The sequence below is a fragment of the Dactylosporangium siamense genome, assembly GCF_016862795.1.
GTDB lineage: Bacteria > Actinomycetota > Actinomycetes > Mycobacteriales > Micromonosporaceae > Dactylosporangium > Dactylosporangium siamense.
The window spans coordinates 117,473-140,330 of the sequence record NZ_BONQ01000096.1; the positions used below are offsets into that span (position 1 = coordinate 117,473).

Annotated in this window: 22 protein-coding genes; 20 read left to right on the plus strand and 2 right to left on the minus strand. The window is 70.8% G+C overall.

The window, feature by feature from the left end; translation table 11 throughout:
* Window positions 1-6: 6 nt before the first annotated feature.
* Together Dsi01nite_RS31420 and Dsi01nite_RS31425 are read right to left on the minus strand one after the other, a co-directional pair.
* The gene (locus Dsi01nite_RS31420; protein ID WP_203849929.1) at window positions 7-1,101 is read right to left on the minus strand and encodes a sensor histidine kinase; all 1,095 of its coding nucleotides are present in this window, start codon (window positions 1,099-1,101) and stop codon (window positions 7-9) included.
* Window positions 1,098-1,745, minus strand: a complete 648-nt coding sequence (locus tag Dsi01nite_RS31425; RefSeq protein WP_203849930.1) for a response regulator — start codon at window positions 1,743-1,745, stop codon at window positions 1,098-1,100. Before Dsi01nite_RS31425 ends, Dsi01nite_RS31420 begins: the two co-directional genes overlap by 4 nt.
* A 146-nt stretch (window positions 1,746-1,891) precedes the next feature.
* Between Dsi01nite_RS31425 and Dsi01nite_RS31430 the strand changes: the two genes are divergently transcribed.
* The 20 genes from Dsi01nite_RS31430 (at window position 1,892) to Dsi01nite_RS31525 (ending at window position 22,837) form a co-directional block, all read left to right on the plus strand.
* On the plus strand, window positions 1,892-2,530 hold the full coding sequence (locus tag Dsi01nite_RS31430) for a GtrA family protein (protein ID WP_203849931.1): 639 nt from the start codon (window positions 1,892-1,894) through the stop codon (window positions 2,528-2,530).
* Window positions 2,424-3,596 (plus strand): glycosyltransferase, encoded by a 1,173-nt coding sequence (locus Dsi01nite_RS31435; protein WP_203849932.1) that lies wholly within the window; start codon window positions 2,424-2,426, stop codon window positions 3,594-3,596. The genes Dsi01nite_RS31430 and Dsi01nite_RS31435 overlap by 107 nt, the downstream gene beginning before the upstream one ends.
* Entirely contained in the window at window positions 3,586-5,193 is a 1,608-nt protein-coding gene (locus Dsi01nite_RS31440; protein WP_203849933.1) for a glycosyltransferase family 39 protein, read from the plus strand. Before Dsi01nite_RS31435 ends, Dsi01nite_RS31440 begins: the two co-directional genes overlap by 11 nt.
* A 16-nt stretch (window positions 5,194-5,209) precedes the next feature.
* Window positions 5,210-6,727, plus strand: a complete 1,518-nt coding sequence (locus tag Dsi01nite_RS31445; protein WP_203849934.1) for a hypothetical protein — start codon at window positions 5,210-5,212, stop codon at window positions 6,725-6,727.
* A gap of 5 nt (window positions 6,728-6,732) precedes the next feature.
* Window positions 6,733-7,809: a PAS domain-containing sensor histidine kinase gene (locus Dsi01nite_RS31450; RefSeq protein ID WP_203849935.1), complete on the plus strand. Its 1,077-nt coding sequence runs from the start codon at window positions 6,733-6,735 to the stop codon at window positions 7,807-7,809.
* A complete protein-coding gene (locus tag Dsi01nite_RS31455) occupies window positions 7,809-8,468 on the plus strand; it encodes a response regulator (protein ID WP_203849936.1) in 660 nt (219 codons plus the stop codon). The genes Dsi01nite_RS31450 and Dsi01nite_RS31455 overlap by 1 nt, the downstream gene beginning before the upstream one ends.
* A gap of 165 nt (window positions 8,469-8,633) precedes the next feature.
* Window positions 8,634-9,758: a glycoside hydrolase family 5 protein gene (locus Dsi01nite_RS31460; protein ID WP_203849937.1), complete on the plus strand. Its 1,125-nt coding sequence runs from the start codon at window positions 8,634-8,636 to the stop codon at window positions 9,756-9,758.
* A gap of 53 nt (window positions 9,759-9,811) precedes the next feature.
* Window positions 9,812-10,708, plus strand: a complete 897-nt coding sequence (locus Dsi01nite_RS31465; protein WP_203849938.1) for an alpha/beta hydrolase family protein — start codon at window positions 9,812-9,814, stop codon at window positions 10,706-10,708.
* Between the two features lie 127 nt (window positions 10,709-10,835).
* Window positions 10,836-12,050, plus strand: coding sequence for a substrate-binding domain-containing protein (locus Dsi01nite_RS31470; RefSeq protein WP_373318875.1), 1,215 nt, complete (start codon window positions 10,836-10,838; stop codon window positions 12,048-12,050).
* A 60-nt stretch (window positions 12,051-12,110) separates the two neighbouring features.
* A complete protein-coding gene (locus tag Dsi01nite_RS31475; RefSeq protein ID WP_203849965.1) occupies window positions 12,111-12,854 on the plus strand; it encodes an ABC transporter ATP-binding protein in 744 nt (247 codons plus the stop codon).
* Between the two features lie 100 nt (window positions 12,855-12,954).
* A complete protein-coding gene (locus Dsi01nite_RS31480; protein ID WP_203849939.1) occupies window positions 12,955-13,674 on the plus strand; it encodes an ABC transporter ATP-binding protein in 720 nt (239 codons plus the stop codon).
* Window positions 13,674-14,561 (plus strand): branched-chain amino acid ABC transporter permease, encoded by an 888-nt coding sequence (locus Dsi01nite_RS31485; RefSeq protein WP_203849940.1) that lies wholly within the window; start codon window positions 13,674-13,676, stop codon window positions 14,559-14,561. Before Dsi01nite_RS31480 ends, Dsi01nite_RS31485 begins: the two co-directional genes overlap by 1 nt.
* Window positions 14,558-15,652, plus strand: coding sequence for a branched-chain amino acid ABC transporter permease (locus Dsi01nite_RS31490; RefSeq protein ID WP_203849941.1), 1,095 nt, complete (start codon window positions 14,558-14,560; stop codon window positions 15,650-15,652). Before Dsi01nite_RS31485 ends, Dsi01nite_RS31490 begins: the two co-directional genes overlap by 4 nt.
* Window positions 15,653-15,908: 256 nt before the next feature.
* Window positions 15,909-16,682 carry an ABC transporter ATP-binding protein gene (locus Dsi01nite_RS31495; RefSeq protein ID WP_239136311.1) on the plus strand — a complete coding sequence of 258 codons (774 nt, stop codon included), beginning with the start codon at window positions 15,909-15,911 and terminating at the stop codon, window positions 16,680-16,682.
* Window positions 16,669-17,361 (plus strand): ABC transporter ATP-binding protein, encoded by a 693-nt coding sequence (locus Dsi01nite_RS31500; protein WP_203849943.1) that lies wholly within the window; start codon window positions 16,669-16,671, stop codon window positions 17,359-17,361. Before Dsi01nite_RS31495 ends, Dsi01nite_RS31500 begins: the two co-directional genes overlap by 14 nt.
* 10 nt (window positions 17,362-17,371) lie before the next feature.
* Window positions 17,372-18,613, plus strand: coding sequence for an ABC transporter substrate-binding protein (locus Dsi01nite_RS31505; RefSeq protein ID WP_203849944.1), 1,242 nt, complete (start codon window positions 17,372-17,374; stop codon window positions 18,611-18,613).
* 4 nt (window positions 18,614-18,617) lie between these two features.
* On the plus strand, window positions 18,618-19,490 hold the full coding sequence (locus tag Dsi01nite_RS31510; RefSeq protein ID WP_203849945.1) for a branched-chain amino acid ABC transporter permease: 873 nt from the start codon (window positions 18,618-18,620) through the stop codon (window positions 19,488-19,490).
* The gene (locus Dsi01nite_RS31515; protein WP_203849946.1) at window positions 19,487-20,449 is read left to right on the plus strand and encodes a branched-chain amino acid ABC transporter permease; all 963 of its coding nucleotides are present in this window, start codon (window positions 19,487-19,489) and stop codon (window positions 20,447-20,449) included. Before Dsi01nite_RS31510 ends, Dsi01nite_RS31515 begins: the two co-directional genes overlap by 4 nt.
* Window positions 20,450-20,565: 116 nt before the next feature.
* Window positions 20,566-22,161 (plus strand): MFS transporter, encoded by a 1,596-nt coding sequence (locus tag Dsi01nite_RS31520; protein WP_203849947.1) that lies wholly within the window; start codon window positions 20,566-20,568, stop codon window positions 22,159-22,161.
* 58 nt (window positions 22,162-22,219) lie between these two features.
* Window positions 22,220-22,837, plus strand: coding sequence for a TetR/AcrR family transcriptional regulator (locus Dsi01nite_RS31525; RefSeq protein WP_308442118.1), 618 nt, complete (start codon window positions 22,220-22,222; stop codon window positions 22,835-22,837).
* Window positions 22,838-22,858: the final 21 nt, after the last annotated feature.

Here is a 22,858-nt window from a genome sequence, read left to right on the forward strand (position 1 = left end):
GTCGCCTCACCCCACGAGGACGGCGGCGGAACTGGGCAGGATCGCGCGGACGACGGTGCCGGCGCCCGGCGCGCTCATCACGTCGAGGGTGCCGCCGACGAGCTCGGCCCGTTCCCGCATGGAGCGCAGCCCGAGCCGGCCGGGCCGCCCCGCCGCGCCGCCCGCCGCGCCGCCTGATTTGCCGCCTGACGCGCTCAGCCGGAACCCGACGCCGTCGTCGACGACCTCGAGGACCACCCGGGTGTCGTCGCCGGCGAGGCGCACCGTCACCTGGGAGGCACCCGCGTGCCGGGCGGCGTTGCCGAGGGCCTCCAGGGCGATGCGGTACAGCGCCTCCTCCACCTGCGGGCTGACGGCCGGTTCGGCGTCCAGTTGCAGGCCCCAGCCGGGCGGGACGGCACCGGTGCCGGGCGCGAAGTGCAGCGCGTCGACGATGCGCCGCAGCGCCGCGGCGAGGCCGGCGCCGACCAGGGTCTCCGGGCGGAGCCGGACGATGATGCCGCGCAGGTCGCTCAGCCCGGCGCTGGCCGTCTCCTGGATCCAGGCGAGGGACGCCTGCGCGTTGGCGGGATCGCCGTGCACCAGCTCCGCCGCGGTGCCGGCGCCGAGGCTGATGCCGTACAGGGTCTGCACCACCGAGTCGTGCAGCTCCCGGGCGAGCTGCTCACGCTCGCGGGTCGCCCGGGGGGCGTCGGTGCCCAGCGCCAGGGCGGCCGCCGCGGCGAACGCCTCCAGCCGGCGCGGGTGCGGCGGGCGGCGGTGCCCGGTGGCGACGAGCGCGCCGGGGACGCCGGCCTGGCCGGGCAGCGGCACGCAGCAGACCGCGCCGCGCCGCACCGGCCGCCCGGACCGCATCGCCGCGCCCGCGATCTCGGCCACGATCCCGGCGATCCCGGCCACGGTCCCGTCGACCGCCTCCTCCCCAGCCCGGTTCGGGCGGGCGGGGAAGGTGGAGGCGGCCCGGACGCGGCCGGTCGCGTCGACGACCAGGACCGCCGCCGCCGGCAGGGCGAGGGCGGCCCGGTCGCACACCGACCGCAGGACCTCCTCCGCCGGCGTGCCGGCGCGCAGGGCCGTGTGCAGCGCCGTGAGGTGCCTCAACTGGGTGCCGCCGCGTGGACCGGCACGAGCCCGACCCGCATCGCGTACAGGGCGGCCTGCGTGCGACTCTCCGCGTTGAGTTTCTGCAGGATGTTGCTCACGTGCGTCTTCACCGTCTGCGGCGCGATGTGCAGCTCCCGGGCGATCTGCCCGTTGGCGCGGCCCCGGGCCAGCAGCACCAGGACCTCCTCCTCGCGGCGGGTGAGCTGCGGCGGCGCGGCGGGCACGTGCACGTCCCGGACCAGGCGGGCGGCGACCGCCGGCGACAGCTGCACCTGGCCGGCCGCCGCGGCCCGCACGGCCCGGTGCAGCTCCTCCGAGGAGGTGTCCTTCAGCAGGTACCCGACCGCGCCGGCGTGCAGGGCGTCGGCGATGAGCTGCGGCTCGAGATAGCCGCTGAGGGCGACGACCTCGACCCCGGGCAGCTCGCGGCGGATCACGGTGGTCGCGGAGATACCGTCGAGGACCGGCATGAGCAGGTCCATCAGGACGAGGTCGGGTCGCAGCTCGTGGGCCAGGCGCACGGCCTCGCGCCCGTCGCCGGCGAGGCCGACGGTCTCCAGGTCGCCGCTGAGGGACAGGAAGCCGCGCAGGCCCTCGCGGACCATGGCGTGGTCGTCGGCGATCAAGATCTTGATACTCATCGCCGCGCGCTATACCCCGGTGCGGCGGCGAATCACCACGTCCCAGGTGCCGTTCGGAGTACGCCGAATGGGGGAGGACCAAGGTCGCCGCCACCGACCGACCGTGGCGTGATGTAAGGCACCGAGAAGGCGGGCACCGTTGCACCGTGACGCCCAACTTGCGCCGGCTGGGCCGGTTTTCGCTGGTGGGAGCCGGCGGTGTGGTGGTCAACAACAGCGCGTTGCTCGTGCTGCACGGGGGGTTCGGACTGGCGCTGCTGCCCGCCACCGTCGCCTCGGTCGAACTCGCGATGGTCACCAACTACGTGCTGCACGAACTGTGGACGTTCCGGCACCAACGCAGTTCCGACAGACCCAACGGCCGCCGGCTGTCGCTGCAGCGCTTCGCCTACTTCAGCCTGGCCGGCCTCGCCGCGTTGCCCGTCAACGTCGTAGCGGTCCAGCTGCTGGTCGCCCTCGGCATGCACTACCTGCCCGCGAACCTGATCGGCATCGTCGCCGGGTTCGCCGTCAACTTCGCCGTCAGCTCGAAGTGGATTTGGAGTGAACGCACCGATGGAACAGCTGGTGTTGACCATTCTCACCCTGATCTCGCTGGTGCTGACAGTGCAGGCGGCGCATGCGTTGTACCTCATGATCTATACGTGGGACCGGCCGGAGGCCGGCGACAGGGCGCGGGTGCCCGATCGACGTGCTACGCCGGCACTCTCCTTCACCGCCATCCTCCCGGCACGGCACGAGGAGGAGGTCATCCAGCACACCATCGCCCGCGCCGCGTCCGCTGACTACCCGCCGCACCTGGTGCAGATCCTCGTGGTCTGCTCCGCCGACGACGTCGGCACGATCGAACAGGCCCAGGCGCAGGTGAACCGGCTGCGCGCGATGGGCCGCACCAACGTCGAGGTGGTCGTCTTCGACGACGGGCCGATCAACAAGCCGCACGGGCTCAACACCGCGCTGCGGTACGCCACGAACGACGTCGTCGCCATCTTCGACGCGGAGGACGAGGTCCAGCCGCAGCTGTTCGACATCGTCAACACCATCATGTCGGAGGAGGACGTCGGCTGTGTGCAGGCCGGCGTGCAGCTGATGAACTTCCAGTCCAACTGGTACTCGACGTTCAACGTCCTGGAGTACTTCTTCTGGTTCCGCAGCCGGCTGCACTACCACGCGAAGAACGGCGCGATCCCGCTCGGCGGCAACACCGTCTTCTTCAAACGGACGCTGATCGAGCGCCTCGGCGGCTGGGACGAGTCGAACCTGACCGAGGACGCCGACATCGGCCTGCGCCTGTCCAGCATGGGGGAGAAGGTCCGGGTGGTCTACGACGACCGCTACGTCACGAAGGAGGAGACGCCACCGACGCTGCAGAGCTTCATCAAGCAGCGGACCCGGTGGTGTCAAGGCTTCATGCAGACCCTCGGCAAAGGCACCTGGAAGCTGATGCCGACCCGCCGCCAGCGGTTCCTCGCCTGGTACACCCTGGCGTTCCCGCACGTGCAGGCGATGCTCGGGGTGTACCTGCCGGTGGCGCTGCTCAGCGCGTTCGTGCTGACGGTGCCGGTGCCGATCGCGATGCTGTCGTGGCTGCCGGTGCTCATGCTCGGCGCCCACTTCGTGATGAGTGTCGTCGGGCTGTACGAGTTCACCGGCGCGCACGGGCTGAAGGCCACCCCCGGCACGGTCGTGAAGATGGCGATCACCTGGTTCCCGTACCAGATGGTGCTGTCCTACGCGGCGGCCCGCGCCCTGTGGCGGCAGGTCAAGGGCGAACGCAACTGGGAGAAGACGGCCCACGTCGGTGCGCACCGCACCGCGGCGGAGACAGCGGAGCTGACCAATGTCGGCTGATGTCCTGAACCGGCCGGAGACCCACAAGGGGACCGGCGCCCAGAAGCCCCCGCAGACCCGCGGGTGGCCGCTCATCGTGGTCAGCCTCGTCATCGGCCTGGCGACGCACGGCTGGAACATGTTCCGCTACCCGCTGTACCTCACCGACGAGGGCATCTACATGGAGCAGGCGTGGTCCGTGCTCCGTGAGGCGAAGCTGTCGCCGTACACGTACTTCTACGACCACGCGCCGTTCGGCTGGCTCACGATCGCGGGCTGGGTCGCGATCCTGCCCGGCGGCTTCAACGCCTTCGGCAACGCGATCAACACCGGGCGGGTGTTGATGCTCATCGTGCACCTGGTGTCGGTGTTCCTGCTGTACGAGATCATCCGGCGCTTCACCGGCAGCAAGGCGGGCGCGTTCCTGGCGGCGTTCGTGTTCAACGTGTCGCCGCTCGGCGTGTACTACCAGCGCCAGGTCCTGCTGGACAACCTGATGATGCTGTGGATCCTGCTGGGCCTGTACCTGCTGGCCCGCAAGGACGGCCGGATCGTCACCGTCATGGGCGCCGGGCTGTGCTTCGGCCTGGCCCTGGTGACCAAGGAGAACGCGCTGTTCATCCTGCCCGGCTGCGCGTACCTGCTGCACCGCGCGATCAAGTCCCAGCCGAACCGGCGCTTCGGGGTGTCGTTCTGGTGGTTCGCCGCCCTCGCCCCGGTCGTCGGCTACCTGCTCTTCGCCCAGATCAAGAACGAGCTGTTCCCGCAGAACTTCAACTTCAACCTCGCCGCGGCCACCCCCGGCGACCACGTGTCGCTGCTCTACACCGTGTGGTGGCAGCTGCACCGCAACTCCAACAGCAGCAACGGCCTGTCGTTCACCACGCTGCTGCAGGCCAGCTGGCTGTTCAAGGACCGCTACCTGCTCATCGCCGGCACCGCCGTGACGGTGCTCGGCCTGTTCGCGGGGCGGCGCAACAAGCGGCTGCGCGGCCCGATGCTGGCCTGCGCGCTGATGGGCGTGGGGTACGGCTTCTACCTGACCCGCAGCGCCCTGCTCGACTTCTACATCGCGCCGATGGTCCCGCTGTTCGCGCTGAACCTCGGGATGTTCTTCGGCTGGCTCACCCGGCGCACCAAGCCCGCCGGCGCGGCCGTGCTCGTCGCCTGCCTGCTGGTGCCGGTGGTGGTCATGCCGGGCGGCTTCATGGTCAAGTACAACACCAAGGGTGAGCTGGAGTTCAGCGACGCGTACCGGCTGCCGCTGACCCGCCTGCAGGAGCAGCAGGTCGCCTGGATCAAGGCGAACGTGCCGCCCGACGCGAAGCTCATCATCGACGACGACATCTGGGTCGCGCTGCACGACAACGACCCGCCGTACAAGAACGCGCACCCGCACTACAAGGCCACGTCGGACCCGGACGTGCGGGACAAGGTGTTCGCCTCCAGCTGGCAGAACGTCGACTACGTCGTGATGTCGAACAAGATGCGCGACGCCCTCGAACGCGGCGGCGAGACCTGGATCATCGAGGCGATCGACCAGCACGGGGAGACCGTGTGGCAGGCGACCCGCGGCGACGTCTCACTGCAGATCATCAAGATCGGTGGAACATCGTGAGCGAGCGGGAGTGACCATGCAGACCCTGAAGCGTCGCCTGGCCCCGGCGAAACGCCGTCCGGCATCCGCGGGCCTGGCCGGCAAGCGCCGGTCCCGGAAGCGGCTGGCCCGTCCGAAGATCTCCGGCCGCCGGATCCTGGTGGCCGTGGTCGCCGTGTTCCTGCTGTTCAGCGTCGGCCGGTCGGTGCTGCCGGCGCTCGGCATCGAGACGCCGGGGCTGCCGTCGTTCGGCGGCGGCGGGGACACGCCGACCGACGCGCCGACGACCAAGGCGCCGAAGGCGCCGACCGTCGACCTGAACGGGGTCATGGTGCCCGGCGGCGGCGAGCCGATGATCACGCTGAACCCTGGCCTGGTCCGGCTCGGCGGCACGGTCACGGTCAACGGCTCCGGCTTCGACCAGGGGTCCGTTGTCGAGGTGTACCTGGGCCCGTCCGCCACCGCGGCCCAGCCGTCGGGCAAGTCCAAGCCGTCCAAGGCCGCCGCCGGGAAGCCGGTCATGGTGGGCACCGCGAAGGCCGGCAAGTACGGCATCTTCACGCTCAACTTCCCGTTCCCCACCAAGATGACCACGCCGGTGTTGGAGGTGACCGCCCAGGCGCGCGGCAGCGACAAGGTCGCCAAGGCCGACGCGGCGGTCGCGCAGGGCGCCGGGCAGGCGGCGCTGTCCGCCGTGGTCGGCAAGCCCGGCGACGTCATCAACCTGACCGTGAAGGGCTTCTCCCCGGGCGAGGAGCTGCAGGTCTTCTGGGGCCGCATCAATGGTGACCCCGCCCTCACCCTCAAGGCCGACGAGGATGGCTCGGTGGGTAAGACCCCGATCAAAGTAGGGGTCACGGCGGTCGGGACGACCAGTCTGGTGGTCGTGGGCAAGACGAGTGGCGCGGCGGCGAGTGCCCCGTTCCAGGTGCTGCGGCTGTACCCGTCGATCAAGCTCGCGCCGTACGCGGTGAAGGCGACCCAGTCGATCACCTTCTCCGGCGCCGGCTTCGCGCCGGGCGAGCGGGTCCTGGTGCGGCTGAACGCGGCCGGCGGGCAGCCGGTCATGGCGGTGACGACCGACGGCGCCGGCGGGTTCAAGGGCGCCGGGCTGACCATGCCCTACCAGCTCAAGGGCGCCCAGTCGCTGGTGTTCATCGGCGAGCAGAGCCGGGCCGCGACCTCGACCGGGTTCACGATCCTGCCCTACACGCCGCAGGCCCGCACCAACGCCTACGGTGGCCTGCCCGGCACGGTGGTCAACTTCTACGCCACCCAGTTCGCGCCGAACGAGGCCGTGCACGTCTACGCCAAGACGTCCAAGGGCGCCAAGGGTGACCTGGTGTCGGCGTTCCGGGTCGACAAGAAGGGCACGGCCCGCGCGGTCGGCCAGTACACGATCCCGGGCAACACCGAGAACAGCGTCATCTTCGAGCTGCGCGGGCAGCTCAGCGGCTCCACCGCGACGGTCAACTTCAAGGTCGACAGTTCCGGCGGGCCGGTCGACATCCCGACGCCGAAGCCGTATGTCCTGCCGAAGGATCTGGAGAAGTAACCCCGGTGTACTGGCAGGCTTTTCGGGCCGCCCCGGAGGCGTTGATCGTGCTCGACGCCGCCGGGGTGGTCCGGCTCGCCAGCAGCGCCGCGGAGGGGCTCTTCGGCCGGGTGACCGCCGACCTCGTCGGCCGCCGGGTCGACGAGCTGCTCATCAGCGATCCGCGGGGAGCCCTCCCCGAACCGTCCGGGGGTCAGGAGTCCGACGGGGAGCCGATCTACACCACGTCCGCGATCCGCCAGCCCGACGGGGCGGAGCTGCCGGTGGACGTGCGGCTGCGGACCCTGCCGGGTGACCCCAGCGGCCTGGTCGTGCTCGCCGTCGACGACCAGGGGTCCGGCGGGCTGTCCCGGGCCAGCCTCGAACACCGCGTCGCCCGCCTGCAACAGGCGGGCGTCGCGCAGGAGCAGGCGCTCGGCGACGTCATCCTCAACCAGGAACGGGAACGGGCCCGCATCGCCGCCGGCGTGCACGACGACAGCCTGCAGGTGATCACCGCGGCGATGCTGCGGCTGCAGCACCTGCGCCGCCGGCTGCGCGAGCCGCGGGACCTGGAGCTGCTCGGCAAGCTGGAGGACAGCCTGGCGCTCGCGGCCGACCGGCTGCGCCGCCTGATCTTCGACTTCCGGCCGCCGAAACTGTCCAGCGAGGGGCTCGCCGCGGCGACCCGCGATCTCCTGGACGGGCTCGCGGAGGACCATTCGCTGGTCGTGCACCTGGACAACCGGCTGCGTGACGAGCCGGCGCTGCCCACGCGGCTGCTGCTGTTCCGGATGCTGCAGGAGGCCGTCGCCAACGTCGCCAAGCACGCCGACGCCGACGAGTGCACGGTCGTCCTCGGCGAGCAGGACGACGGCTACCTGGTCCGGGTCGTCGACGACGGGATCGGCGCGGAGAATGTCGAAGGGCACGTCGAGGCCGACTTCGAGACCCCCGCCGGGCATCTCGGCCTGATCCTCATGCGGGAGCGTGCGGCGCTCGCCGGCGGCTGGATCCGGATCAGCAGCGTCGCCGGCAGCGGCACCACCGTCACGTTCTGGGTGCCGCGCGGCGCCGACCTGCAATCCAAAGGAGCCGCCTGATGCGTTACCGCGTGCTGATCGTCGAGGACCACCAGGTGGTCGCCGAAGGGCTCGCAGCCCTGCTCAACGAGCACCCCGAGCTGCGGGTGGTGGCGATCGCCGGCGGGGTCGGGGAGGTCGAGCACCTCGCCGACGTCGAGCGAGTCGACGTGGTGCTGTGCGACTACTGGCTGCCCGACGGGACCGGCCCGGAGGCGGTCGCCGCGCTGCGGCTGCACCTGCCGGACGTGGCGATCGTGTTCCTCAGCGCCGACAGCAGCGACGAGGTGGTCCTCGCCGCCCTGGAGGCCGGGGCCGCCGGCTACCTGGTGAAGAGCTCGGCCGGGGCCGACGTCGCCGACGCGGTCCGCCGGGCCGTCGACGGGGAGATCCTGGTGCCGGCCCGCCAGCTGGCGAAGCTCCTGGCGCGGCGGCGGGAGCGCTCGCACCGCTCCGCCGAGCACGCCCGGCGGCTGGACAGCCTCACCCCGCGGGAGCGGCAGATCCTGAGCCTGATGACGGCCGGGATGGACAACCGGGACATCGCCCGGGAGCTGAGCATCAGCTACACCACGGTCCGCAGCCACGTGCGGCACCTGTTGTCGAAGATGGGTGCCCGATCCAAGCTGGAGGCGGTGGTACGCGCGGCCGACTGGGACGCTCCTACAGTTGCACCATGAGCATTTCGGACATTCGTACGCTGACCTGAAATTTCCGAATCCGTAATGTTTTGACCTGCCCGACGTCGTCGTACGTGAGGACAGGTCAAGTTGAAGCGTTCCCGTCTCGTGTGGCTGAGCGCCACCCTGGCGCTTGCCGCCGCCGTCACCGCAGGTTGTACCGCCATGAACTCCGCTGACAACACCGAACCCCAGGCCGTCGGCCGGCAGCTGAAGCTGCCGTTGCACACCGACGGCAACCGGATCGTCGACGCCGCCGGAAAGACGGTCACCTTCACCGGCGTCAACTGGTTCGGCCTGGAGACCAATACGTTCGCCCCGCACGGGCTGTGGTCCCGATCCCTGGACGAGATGCTCGACCAGATGGCGGCACAGGGCTTCAACTCGGTGCGGCTGCCCTTCAGCAACGAGCTGTTCGACGCCACCGCCAAGCCCAACGGTGTCGACTACAAGCTCAACCCCACCCTGCAGGGCCTCACCGGCCCGCAGATCATGGACAAGGTCGTCGAGGGCATCACCAAGCGCGGCATGATGGTGATCCTCGACCGGCACCGGCCGACCTCGCAGGGCCAGAGCAACCTCTGGTACACCGACAAGGTCAGCGAGGAGCGCTGGATCAGCGACTGGGTGAAGCTCGCGAAGCAGTACCGCGACAACCCCCTGGTCGTCGGCGCCGACCTGCACAACGAGCCGCACGGCGAGGCCACCTGGGGCACCGGCGGCGAGAAGACCGACTGGCGGGCCGCCGCCGAGCGGGCCGGCAACGCCGTGCTCAAGGAGAACCCGAACTGGCTCATCGTCGTGGAGGGCATCGAGTCCTACGACGGCGACGGGTACTGGTGGGGCGGCAACCTGCAGGGTGCGGCCAAGGACCCGGTCCGGCTCTCCGACCCGAAGAAGCTGGTCTACTCCGCGCACGACTACAGCCCCAAGGTGTGGTCGCAGCAGTGGTTCACCGACAAGAACTTCCCCAACAACATGCCGGCGCTGTGGGACAAGCAGTTCGGCTACCTCGTGAAGAACAACGTCGCGCCGGTGCTGATGGGTGAGTTCGGCGGCCGTTCCGTCGCCGAGACCGACGCCAAGGGCGAGAAGGACCTCGAGGGCATCTGGCAGCGGCACCTGATCGCGTACCTGAAGGACAACGGGCTCAGCTACACGTACTGGTCCTGGAACCCGAACTCCGGCGACACCGGCGGGGTCCTGAAGGACGACTGGAAGACCATCGACCAGGCCAAGATGGACCTGCTCAAGTCCTACCAGTCGGTGCCGGCGGGCAAGAAGCCGTAGGCGCATGTCGATGGCCCTCCCCACGCTGTTATGTTCAGCGTGGGGAGGGCCTCATGCCGTTTCAGGAACGGGACACCACGGTCGGCGACCTGCACGCGATCATCACCGCTCCTTCTGGCCCGCCGGTGGCGGGTCTCGTCCTCATCGACGGCTCGGGGCCCGCGACCCGGCACGACTGGGTCGGCATCCCTTCGTGGTTGGCGGAACGTGGGATCGCCTCGCTGCGGCACGACAAGCCCGGCTGTGGCGGGTCGCCCGGCGACTGGCGGGAGCAGTCCTACGAGGACCGGGCCACCGAGGCCCTGGCCGCCGTCGCCACGCTGCGCGCCGAGACCGGCGTCGAGCGGGTCGGCGTCATCGGCTACAGCCAGGGCGGCTGGATCGCCCTCATCGCCGCCGCCCGCCGCCCCCAGGAGATCGACTTCATGGTCACCCTGTCCGGGCCGGCGGTCGGCGTCGCCGAGCAGGAACGGGTGTCCGCCGAGCGGTCCCTGCGCCGGGCCGGTCACCCGCCCGCCGTCGTCGACGAGGCGATGCGCTGGGTCGACGAGCGCGCCGCCCGGCTCGCCGTCGGTGACCCGCCGGCGGACGTCCTCGCCGCGCAGGGCCGGCACGCCGGTCGCGTCTGGCACGACATCGTCGCCGCCGCGCCGTACGACACGGTGGAGACCCTCGGGTTCTTCGCCCGGGCGCTGAGCTTCGACCCGGCGGCGCTGATCCCGCACCTGCGCTGCCCGATCCTCGCGCTCTACGGCGCCGCCGACGAGAAGGTGCCCGTCGAGCGCAGCGTCGCGGTGCTCGCCGAGCGGCTGCCCGGGCTGCACCGCGGGCGCAACGCGATCGCCGTCCTGCCGGGGGCCGACCACATGCTGTTCGTCGCGGAGGGTGAGCACTCACCCGCGTTTCTGCCGATGTTGGGGGCGTTCCTCGACCTCGTGACGCTGTCGTAGGGCAGCGAACCGGGCAACCCGCCTGACTTGTGTGGCCTGCCCACATAGCTCGGTGCCCTACGCCACTCCTAGCGTGTGCGAACACCGCCAGCAGGCGCTGGCCTTAACCAGGCGTTCACACGGAGGAATCGTGATTCGGCAGACGAGTGCGCCGCGGCGGCTACTGTTCGCGGCGGTCGGCTTGAGCATGGCGGCGGCGTTCACGTCCGCCTGCAGCAGTCCCCAGGAGGCGGCCAACGAGCCGGCCGGGGACACCACCCCGATCAAGGTCGGCCTGGTGTACTCGCAGACGGGTGCCCTGGCCGGCTACGGCAAGCAGTACATCGAGGGCTGGAAGGCGGGCCTCGCGTTCGCCACGAAGGGCACCGGCAAGGTCGGCAGCCGGCCCGTCGAGGTCAAGGAGGTCGACGACGCGGGCGACCCGGCCAAGGCCGTCTCCGCCGCCAAGGACCTCATCGGCCAGGGCTACAAGATCATCGCCGGTAGCACCGGCTCGGCCGTCGCCGGCCAGGTCGCGCCCCTCGCCGCGCAGAACAAGGTGCTGTTCATCTCCGGCCCGGCGGCGTCCGACGCGGTCACCGGTGTCAACAAGTACACCTTCCGCTCCGGCCGCCAGTCCTACCAGGACGTCCTCGCGGCCAAGTCCTACCTGCCCTCGCCCACGGGCAAGAAGGTCCTCGTGTTCGCGCAGGAGGGCACCTTCGGCAAGTCCAACGCCGACGCGGTGAAGGCCGTCATCGGCGGCGCCGGCGCCACGGTCGACAACCTGTTCGTGCCCGCCAGCGCGACCGAGTTCACCGGCTTCGCGGCGCAGGCCAAGAACGCCAAGGCCGACATGATCTTCGTGGCGTGGGCCGGCACCACCGCCCCGGCCATGTGGACGGCGCTGGACCAGCAGGGCGTGCTCGGCTCCACCATGGTCGTCACCGGCATCGACCAGCGGGCGTCCTGGGCGACGTTCGGCGCGGCCGGCGGCAAGCTGTCGCTGCTCGCGCACTACTTCGACGGCGCCAGCGACAACGAGGCCACCACCGCGCTGCGCAAGGGTGTCGAGGGCGGCAAGCTCGACCTGTTCCACCCGGACGGCTTCACCGCCGCGCAGATGGTCGTGCGGGCGGCCGGCGAGGGCGGCGACGACGCCGACAAGATGGTCACCGCGCTCGAGGGCTGGAGCTTCGACGGCGTCAAGGGCAAGCTGACCGTCCGCAAGGAGGACCACGCCCTGCTCCAGCCGATGTTCCAGGGCAAGTTCTCCGGCTCCGGCGCCGACCTGAAGCCGGAGCTCGTCAAGGCGATCGACCCGGCCGACGCGACCCCGCCGGTCGTCCAGATGAAGGGCTGAGGGTTGTTCCCCCGAAGCAATGCACCGGCGGCCGGGGTGGTTGACGCCCCGGCCACCGGCCTGCTGTCCACCAGGCGGCTGACCTGGAAGATCGGCGAGGTCGCGATCGTCGACCACGTCTCGATCGACCTGGCCGAGGGCGAGTTCCTCGCCGTGATCGGCCCCAACGGCGCCGGCAAGACGTCACTGTTCAACCTGATCTCCGGGCTGCGCCGGCCGACGGACGGCTCGGTCACCCTCGCCGGGCACGACATCACCGGGCTCGCGCCGCACCGCCGGGCCCGCCGCGGCCTCGGGCGCACCTTCCAGTCCTCGTCGGTGTTCGGGTCGCTGACCGTGGCGCAGAACGTGCGCCTGGCCGTGCAGGCCCGCCGCGGCGGCTCGATCCGGCCGTTCCCGCTGCCGGGCTCGGACAAGGACATCGCCGCGCGCGCCGACCGGGTGCTGTGGCGGGTCGGGCTCGACCACCGGGCCGGCACCCTGGCCGGCACCCTCGCCCACGGCGAGAAGCGGAAGCTGGAGATCGCGCTGCTGCTCGCCGGCGAGCCGAAGGTGCTGCTGCTGGACGAGCCGATGGCCGGCGTCAGCGCCGAGGACGTGCCCGGTCTGGTGGCGCTGATCAAGACGCTGACCCGCGACGAGCGGCGCAGCGTGCTCATGGTGGAGCACCACATGGACGTGGTCCTGGACCTGGCGGACCGGGTGGCGGTCATGCACCACGGCGCCCTGCTCATCTGCGACACCCCGGAGGTCGTCATGGCCGACCGGACCGTCCAGGAGGCGTACCTGGGGGAGAAGCTGTGAGACATCCTCTGTCATCGGTGATGTCGGCTCGCTTCGCTCCCCGACATAACCGAAATGTCGGACATGTTCGCGCAGCGGACCTGTCCGGGAAGGTGACACCATGACCGCCATCCTTGATATCTCCGATTTGTCGGTCAAGGTGGGCGGGTCGCACATCCTGCAGGGCGTCACGTTCAGCGTGCAGCCGCAGGGCGTCACCGCGCTGCTCGGCCGCAACGGCGTCGGCAAGACCACCACCCTCAAGGCCGTGCTCGGCCTCATGCCGCGCGCCGCGGAGATCACCGGCCGGGTCGGCTACGCCGGCGCCAGCATCACCCGGCAGCCCACGTTCCGCCTGGTCCGGCAGGGCCTCGGCTACGTGCCCGAGGACCGCGGCGTCTTCGCCGGGCTCACCGTCGCGGAGAACCTCCGGCTCGCCGAGCGCGCCGGCAGCACCCCCGACTACGACACCGTCCACGGGCTGTTCCCGGAGCTGCGCAAGCGGGCCCGGCAGCGGGCCGGCACCCTGTCCGGCGGCCAGCAGCAGATGCTGGCGATCGGCCGGGTGCTGCTCAACCCGAACCGGCTCCTGCTCATCGACGAGCCGACGAAGGGCCTCGCCCCGAAGGTCGTCACCGAGGTCGCCGCCGCCCTGGAGGCCGTCGCCGCCGTCGTGCCGATGCTGCTCGTCGAGCAGAACCTGGCCGTGGTCCGCCGGATGGCCCGCCACGCCGTGGTCATCGCCAACGGCCGGGTCGCCTACACCGGCGGCGCGTCGGACCTGCTCGACTACACCGAGAAGACCAAGGCGCTGCTCGGCGTCGGCAAGGGGGAGCACTGATGAGCACCGTTGTGCTGCTGACGCTGACGGGACTCGGGCTCGCGGCGCTGTACTTCCTGGTCGCCTCCGGCCTCGCGCTGGTCTTCGGCCTCGCCGACGTGCTGAACTTCGCGCACGGGCTGTTCCTGTCCGTCGGCGCGTACGGCACCTGGTGGGCCTCCGGGAACCTGCCCGGCGCCGGGGCGTCCGGCTGGGGCTTCGTCCTCGCCGTGATCTTCGGCGTGGTGTGCGGCACCGTCGTGGCCGCGCTCGTCGAACTGGTCCTGATCCGGCCCCTGTACTCGCGCACCATTGAACAGGTGCTCGTCACCGTCGGGCTGTCCCTCGCCGGGGTGGCGCTGCTGCAGGCGTCGTGGGGCGCCGACCCGCGCACCTACCCGCGGCCGCAGTGGACCCAGGAGCTGACCGAGGTGGCCGGCGCCCGCGTCCCCAACGACCGGTTCCTGCTCATCGGCGCCGCGGTGATCGTGCTCGCCGGGCTCCTGGCGTTCCTCAAGTTCACCCGGATCGGCCTGGTCATCCGGGCCGGTGTCGAGGACCGGTCCATGGTCACCGCGCTCGGCATCGACGTGCGGCGGGCGTTCACGCTCGTCTTCGCGATCGGTGGCGCCGCCGCCGCCCTCGCCGGGGCGCTCGGCGGGGTCTACGCCGGCTCGATCTCCCCGACCGGCGGCAGCTCGCTGCTCATCTTCGGGTTCATCGTCGTCGTCATCGGCGGCATGGGCTCCGTCGTCGGGGCCGCCTACGCCGCCGTCGCCGTCGGGCTGCTCCAGCAGTTCGTCAACTACACCTCGCCGGGCCTCGGCGACATCTGCGTGGTCGCGCTGCTCGCGATCGTGCTGCTCATCCGCCCGCAGGGGATCACCGGAAAGGTCGCCACCTCATGATGACGGACACCGCGGTGACCCCCGGCGGCACTTCCACCCCCGCGAAGCGACGCTGGCATCCGGCCCGCTTCGGCCCCCTCGTCGTCCTGGCCGTGCTCATCGCGCTGCCGTACTGGTCGATCGAGATCCCCGGGGTCTTCGACACGGCCATCAACAAGCCCGGCACCCTGCAGCTGCTCGCGCTCTGCCTGGTGTTCGGCGCCCTCGCCACCGGCTACGACCTGCTGTTCGGGCGCACCGGCCTGCTGTCCTTCGGTCACGCGCTCTACTTCGCCGCCGGCGTCTACGGCACCGACGTCCTCATCACCAAGGCCGGCTACCCGCTGTGGCAGGCCGTCCTGTTCGCCGTCGTCGGCACCGCCACGATCGCGGCGGCGCTCGGTGCGGTCGCGTTGCGCACCAACGGGATCGCCTTCGCGATGGTCACCCTCGCCTTCGCCCAGGTCGGCGCGATCACCATCGGCCGTGACCCGGGCGGTGTCACTGGTGGCGAGGAGGGGCTGCCGATGGACACCGCCAAGGTGCCGGACGCGCTCGTCGGCGTCACCAACACCGTCAACCTGTACTGGCTGGCCGTCGGCGTCGCCGTCATCACCGTCCTGGTCGTGCACGCGATCGCGGACGCGCCCGCCGGCCGGGTCCTCGCGGCGATCCGCGACGACGAGCGCCGCGTCGGGGTCCTCGGCCTGGACCCGTACCGCTACAAGCTGTTCGCGTTCACCGTCGCGGGTGGCCTGGCCGGCCTGGCCGGGGCCATGTACGCGCTGCTGATCGGCGGCGCCACCCCGCACGTGGCGGTCTCGGACCAGACGCTGACGCTGCTGGTCATGGTGGTCCTCGGCGGTCCCGGCACCCGCTGGGGCCCGCTGATCGGCGGGATGCTGTTCACGTATCTCGACTACCGCCTGGTGTCCTTCGGCCGCTCCGACGCGGTCGACAGCCTGCCGGGCGTGCTGAGCGGCCCGCTGTCGCAGCCGCTGTTCGTGCTGGGGACGGTGTTCATCCTCGCGGTGTACTTCTTCCCCGGTGGCCTGGCCGGTCTGCGGACCCGTCTCGGCCCTCTGGCCAGGTGGATCCCCGACCGCCGCTAGGTGGATCCACCTGCTCGTAAGGGCGCCGATCGATTCGATCTCATTCGAATCGATCGGCGTCTTTTTTGTATGGCGGACGGACACACGCGTACGCCGGTAAATGTATGGATCGCCTCCATGGCCTGGGTGTGGCGCCGGTCATAGCGTTCGCCGCAACAGGCGGGCCGCATGTGACCGCCCACCACCCACCACCCACCACGCAACCGCCATCGCAACCGCCATTGCCATCGCCATCGCAGGAGGAGGTGTGTCCCCATTGGACGGTCCCGCCGCACTGACCGCACGCGGTCTCATCCGTGACTTCCGCGGCTTCCGCGCCGTCGACCAGGTCGACCTGACCGTCGCCGCCGGCAGCGTGCACGCGCTGGTCGGGCCCAACGGCGCCGGGAAGACGACGCTGTTCAACCTGCTCACCGGCTTTCTCGCGCCGACCGCCGGCCGGATCGAGCTCGACGGCCACGACATCACCGGGCTGCCGCCGGAGCGGGTCGCCCGCCTCGGCGTGGCCCGGTCGTTCCAGATCACCAGCCTCTTCCCGCAGCAGACCGCGCGGACCCACGTCGAGCTGGCCCTGCAGAGCGGGACCGGGCTCGGCTGGCGGTTCTGGCGCAGCCACCGGCTCCTCGAGCGGTTCTCGGCCCGCGCCGGTGAGCTGCTCGACCTGGTCGGGCTCGGCGACGCCGGGGACACCCTCGCCGGCAGCCTCGCGTACGGGCGGAAACGGGCCCTGGAGCTGGCCATCGCCCTGGCGCTGGACCCGAAGGTGCTGCTGCTGGACGAGCCGACCGCCGGGATGGGCCTGGAGGACGTCGACCGGACCGTCGAGCTCATCGCCGCCGTGCGCGACGGCCGCACGGTGGTCCTGGTCGAGCACAACATGAGCGTGGTCGGGCGGCTCGCCGACGCGGTCACCGTGCTGCAGGCCGGCCGCGTGCTGGTCGAGGGCCCGTACGAGCAGGTCCGCACCGATCCTCGGGTGATCGAGGCCTACCTGGGCTCGTCGGAAGGGAGCGCCGATGCTGCGCATTGAGGGACTGTCCGCGTGGCACGGCGAGGCGCAGGTGCTGCGCGACGTCGACCTGTTCGTCGAGCGCGGCGAGGTGGTGACGCTCTGCGGGCGCAACGGCGCCGGCAAGACCACGCTGCTGCGCTGCGTCATGGGGCTGCACGGCAACCAGACGGGTGCCGTGCACCTCGACGGCGACGACATCACGGCGCGAAAGGTCCACCAGCGCGCCCGCCGCGGCCTCGGCTGGGTGCCCGACGACCGCGGCGCCTACGCCACCCTGACCGTCGCGGAACACCTCACCCTGCCCCCGGTCGTCGGTCCCGCCCCGTGGAGCCTGGAGCAGGTCCACGAGGCGTTCCCGGCGCTGTACACCCGCCGCGCCAGCCCGGCCACGAAGCTCTCCGGCGGCGAGCAGCAGATGCTCGCCCTCGCCAGGGTGCTGCGGATGGGCGCGACGGTCCTGCTCTGCGACGAACCCACCGAGGGGCTCTCCCCGCTGCTGGTCCAGCAGGTCGGCGAGATCCTGCGGCGGGCCAAGGCGCTCGGCGTCACCGTCCTGCTCGTCGAGCAGAACATCCACTTCGCCACCACCGTCGCCGACCGCCACTACCTCCTCGCCGAGGGGCGGATCGTCGGCCACTTCGACAACACCGACATCCACTCCCGCGAGGCCGACCTCCTCGCACACCTCGGGATCTAGGGGATATTTCGTGAAAAAGACTCTCGCGGCCGGTGCCGCGCTCTGCGTCGCCCTGTCCGGTTGCGGCGGCGGCGGCCCCCGCGGCGGCGGCGACTCGAAGCTCACCGGCGACAAGATCGTGCTCGGCGTGCTCAACGACCAGTCCGCCACCTACGCCCAGCTGTCGGGCAAGAACTCCGTCGAGGCCGTGAAGATGGCGATCGAGGACTTCAAGGCCAAGTACGGCGACAAGGCGGTCACGAAGAACATCACCGTGGAGAGCGCCGACCACCAGAACAAGCCCGACGTGGCGAACACCCGCGCGTCGGAGATGTACGACCGGCTCGGCGTCGACGCGATCCTCGACGTGCCCACCTCGTCGGCCGCGCTGAAGGTCGCCGACGTCGCCAAGGCGCAGAAGAAGCTCTACTTCAACATCTCCGGCGCCACCACCGACCTGACCGGCAAGTCCTGCAACAAGTACACGTTCCACTACGCCTACGACACCGCGATGCTCGCCAACGGCACCGGCACCGCGGCCACCCAGGCGGGCGCGAAGAACTGGTACATCGTCTACCCCGACTACGCGTTCGGCCAGGACATGGAGAAGTCCTTCAAGGCCGCCATCACCAAGGGCGGCGGCACCGTCGTGGCCAGCGACCCGACCCCGTTCCCGAACGACAACTTCTCCACGTTCCTGCTCAAAGCCCCGACGCTGAACCCGAAGCCCGACGTGCTGGGCACCATGCAGGCCGGCGCCGACCTGGTGAACGTGGTCAAGCAGTACAACGAGTTCAAGCTGCGGGACAAGGGCGTCGGGCTCGCCGTCGGCCTGATGTTCCTCACCGACATCCACTCCCTGACCCCGGACGCCCTGGCGGGCACCACGTTCACCGACGCGTGGTACTGGAACTTCGACGCCGAGAACCGGGCCTGGGCCGACAAGTTCTCCGCCCGCACCGGTGGGCAGCGGCCCACGTTCGCGCACGCCGCGAACTACTCCGCGGCGATGCAGTACCTGGAGGCCGTCCAGGCCGCCGGCACCGACGACGCCGACGCGGTCGTCAAGCAGCTGGAGGGCAAGAAGGTCAACGACTTCTTCCTCCGCAACGGCGAGTTCCGGGCCGCCGACCACCGGGTCCTGCACGACGCCTACCTCGCCAAGGTGAAGCCCGGCAGCGAGGTCAAGGAGCCCTGGGACTACGAGCAGATCGTGAAGACGATCCCCGCCCAGGACGCGTTCCGCGCCCCGTCGGCCGACTGCAAGCTGTAGTCCGATGGGATTTCTCACCCAGACGTTCAACGGACTGGTCGGGGGCAGCTTCTACGCGTTGCTCGCCCTCGGCCTGGCCGTCATCTTTGGCATGCTCCGGGTGGTCAACTTCGCCCACGGCGCGTTCTACATGCTCGGCGCGTTCGGCGCCTACGTGCTGCTCGCCGAGGCCGGGATCTCCTTCTGGTGGGCGCTGCTCGCGGTGCCGGTGGTGCTCGGCCTGCTCGGGATCCTGCTCGAGCGCACGCTGATCCGCCGGCTGTCCGCCCTGGACCCGCTGTACAACTTCCTGCTCACCTTCGGGCTGACCCTGATGCTGCAGGACGTGGTGAAGTCCCGCTACGGCTCGCAGTCCAACCCCTACGGCGCGCCGGCGGGGCTGCGCGGCACCGTCGACCTCGGGTTGTTCGACTTCCCGGCGTACCGGGTGTTCGTCTTCGGCGTGGCCGTGCTGCTGTGCGTGGGCGTGTGGTGGCTGCTGACCCGGACCCGGGTCGGCACCGTCGTGCGGGCCGCCACCGAACGGCCCGAGCTCACCCGGGCCCTCGGCATCGACGTCGGGCGGTGGATCGCGCCCGTGTTCGGCTTCGGGGTGGCCCTGGCCGCCCTCGCGGGGGTGCTCGCCGCGCCGATGCGGGCGGTGAACCCGCTCATGGGCGCCGACCTGATCATCGGCGTCTTCGCGGTCGTCGTCATCGGCGGTCTCGGGTCGGTCTTCGGTTCCGTCGCCGCCGGCTTCGGGATCGGGCTGCTGCAGGCCTGGAGCGAGGCCTACGGCCCGGGCCTGCTCGCGCAGACCCTCATCTTCCTGGTCATGGCCCTGGTGCTGCTGTTCCGCCCGGCCGGGCTGTTCGGGCGGGAGGAGCTGCCGACATGACCTCGCTCCTGCTGCAACGGGTCCGCACCCCCAGGTGGGCCGGCTGGCTGCTGCTGGCCGCCGGTGCGCTGCTGGCCCTCTGGCTGCCCAACGGGCTCTACCCCGCGGTCGCCGTCGACATGCTGTGCTGGGCCCTGTTCGCCGTGGCCATCGACCTGCTGCTGGGGTACGGCGGGCTGCTGTCCTTCGGGCACGCGGCGTTCTGGGGCACCTCGGCGTACACCGCCGGGCTCATCGCGGCGCACCTCGGCGTGCCGTTCCCGGTCGCGGTGCTCGGCGGGGCCCTGGCCGCGGCGGCCCTCGCGGCGCCGATCGGCTACCTCGCGGTCAAGCGCTCCGGGATCTACTTCGCGATGGTGACCCTGGCCTTCGCGCAGCTGGTGTACTTCGTGGCCAACGGGTGGTCGTCGGTGACCGGCGGCGAGAACGGCCTGCAGAGCGTGCCGCGGGAGCTGTTCGGGCTGGACCTGTCCGACCCGTACTACTTCTACTACGCGGCGCTGCCCATGGCGGCGCTCGGGCTGCTGCTCGCGTGGCGGATCGTGCACTCGCCCTTCGGGCGGGTCCTCGTCGCGATCCGGGACAACCCGGCGCGGGCCCGGGCGCTGGGGTATCCGGCGCACCGGTACAAGCTCCTGGCATTCGTCCTGTCGGCGTTCGTCGCCGGGCTGGGCGGCGGGCTGTTCGCGGTGGCGCACGGGTTCGTGTCCCTGGACGTGGTGCACTGGACGACGTCGGGCAAGGGCGTGGTCCTGGTCGTGCTCGGCGGCATCGGCACCCTGTGGGGCGGGGTGGTCGGCGCGGCGCTCGTGGTCAACCTGGAGGACCAGCTGTCGCAGGCCGGCTTCACGCTGATCGGCCTGGTCACCGGCGGTATCTTCGTGCTCGTCGTGCTGCTCTTCCGGCGCGGCCTGTGGGGATCGGCGGTGGCCCTGTTACGGCGCTATTCCCGGCTGTGACCGTACGCACATTCTGATACGAGACGGTTCCGTATCGCTTCGCCAGCCCTTAGGTTGGTCGAGGATACGGAACTGTTCCGTATCGTAAGGCGTTCGCTCACTGGGGGCATGCACACATGGACGCAGCCACAACCGCACCAGCCAACACCGGACATCCTCGACGCTGGGCCATCCTCGGCGTGCTCGTCATCAGCCTGCTCGTCGTCGTGCTCGACAACACGGTGCTCAACGTCGCGATGCGCACCATCGCCGACCCGAAGCACGGCCTGGGTGCCACCCAGAGCGAGCTCGAATGGGCGATCAACTCCTACACCCTGGTCTTCGCCGGCCTGCTCTTCACCGCCGGCATCCTCGCCGACCGCCTCGGCCGGCGGATCTCGCTGACCGTCGGGCTCGTGCTGTTCGGCATCGCGTCGCTGGTCTCGGCCTACTCCGACACGCCCGGCCAGCTGATCTGGGCCCGCGCCCTGATGGGCCTCGGCGCCGCGGCGGTCATGCCGTCGACCCTGTCGATCATCGCCAACGTCTTCGACCCGCGCGAGCGCGGCAAGGCGATCGGCGTCTGGGCCGGCGCCGTCGGTCTCGGCGTCGCGATCGGCCCGATCGTCGGCGGCCTGCTCCTGGAGCACTTCTGGTGGGGCTCGGTCTTCCTGATCAACGTCCCGATCGTGGTCGTCGGCGTGATCCTGGTCGGCGTGCTCATCCCCGAGTCGAAGGACCCGCGGCCCGGCCGCATCGACTTCGTCGGCGTCCTGCTGTCGATCATCGGCCTGACCCTGCTCACGTACGGCGTCATCGAGGGCGGCGAGTCCGGCTTCGGCGAGCTCAAGTCGTGGGGCACCCTGGTCGCCGCGGTCGTCGTGCTCGCCGCGTTCGTGATCTACGAGCGGCGCGTCGAGTTCCCGTCGCTGGACGTGCGGCTCTTCGCCAACCGCCAGTTCTCGGCCTCCACCGCGATGATCGGCCTGGTCTTCTTCGCCGCCATGGGCGCCATGTTCACCAGCGCCTTCTACCTGCAGCTGGTCCGCGGCTACGGCCCCCTGGCCTCCGGCGCGCTGTTCGTGCCGTTCGCGCTCGGCCAGCTGGTGTTCGCCCCGCGCAGCGCCGCGATGGTGAAGCGCTACGGCCCCAAGGCGGTCAGCACCACCGGCCTGCTCCTGGTCGCGCTCGGCCTCGCCGGCTGGATCTTCATCGGCGCGACCACCCCGATCTGGGTCGTCGGCGCGCTGTTCTTCGTCATGGGCGTCGGCATGGCCAACGTGATGCCGCCGGCCACGGAGGCGATCATGGCCGCGCTGCCCCGTGAGAAGGCCGGCGTCGGATCGGCCGTCAGCAACACCATCCGTCAGGTCGGCGGCGCCCTCGGCGTGGCCGCGCTCGGCGCCGTCATCAGCTCCTACTACCGCAGTGGCGTCGAAGACTCCACGACCGGCCTGCCGGCCGCCGCGAAGGCGGTCGCCGACGAGTCGATCTCCGGTGCGTACGGTGTCGCGGCGAACGTCGGGCCCGCCGGGCAGGCGCTGATCCAGCACGCCAACGACGCCTTCATCACCGCGATGCACTACTCGGCGATCGGCTCCGCGGTCTTCGCGGTCCTCGGTGCCGCCGTCGCGTTCGTCTGGTTGCCCGGCAAGCGCCCGGCGACCGCCCCAGCACCCACCACCGCGGAGAGCCTCGCGGAGGAACAGGGTGTCGAGCTGGTAGACGTGTGATGACCTGCCAGCCAGCTGCGTGTGGCTTCCGGGTGAGAACTCGGCAACAATGGAAGCCATGACGACGGCGAGCGTGGATGCGGTGGCCGACCAGGACCGTAAGGGTCCCGGCCGGCCCCGCTCCGCGCGCGCGGACGAGGCCATCATCGAGGCCGTGCTGGAGCTGCTCAGCGCCGGCCAGAGCGCCGACGCCCTGTCGATCGAGGCGGTCGCGGCGACCGCCGGCGTGGGCAAGGCGACGATCTACCGTCGCTGGCCCAACAAGGAAGCCCTGCTCATCGACGCCGTCACCACGATGAAGGGCCCGATCCCCGAGCCGGCCGGCGTCTCCGTCCGGGACGACCTGGTCACCCTGCTCGCCGGCATGCGCACCAAGCGCATGCACCGCTACGGCAAGGTCACCGCCTGCCTGCTCCCCGAGCTCGTCAAGAGCGAGGAGATGCACAAGGTCTACCAGGCCGGCGTCGTCGAACCCCGCCGCGACGTGATGCGCGGCGTGCTGCGCCGCGGCGTGGAGAGCGGCGAGCTGCGCGCGGACCTCGACGTGGAGCTGACGCTGCTGATGCTGTCGGGCCCGGCGATCGTGCAGAACATGCTGCGGTGGAACCCGGCGGTGCCCGACGAGGGCTTCGCCGAGCACCTGGTCGACGCGGTCCTGCGCGGCGCCCGCGCCTGACCGCCCCCGCCGGACAGGTCG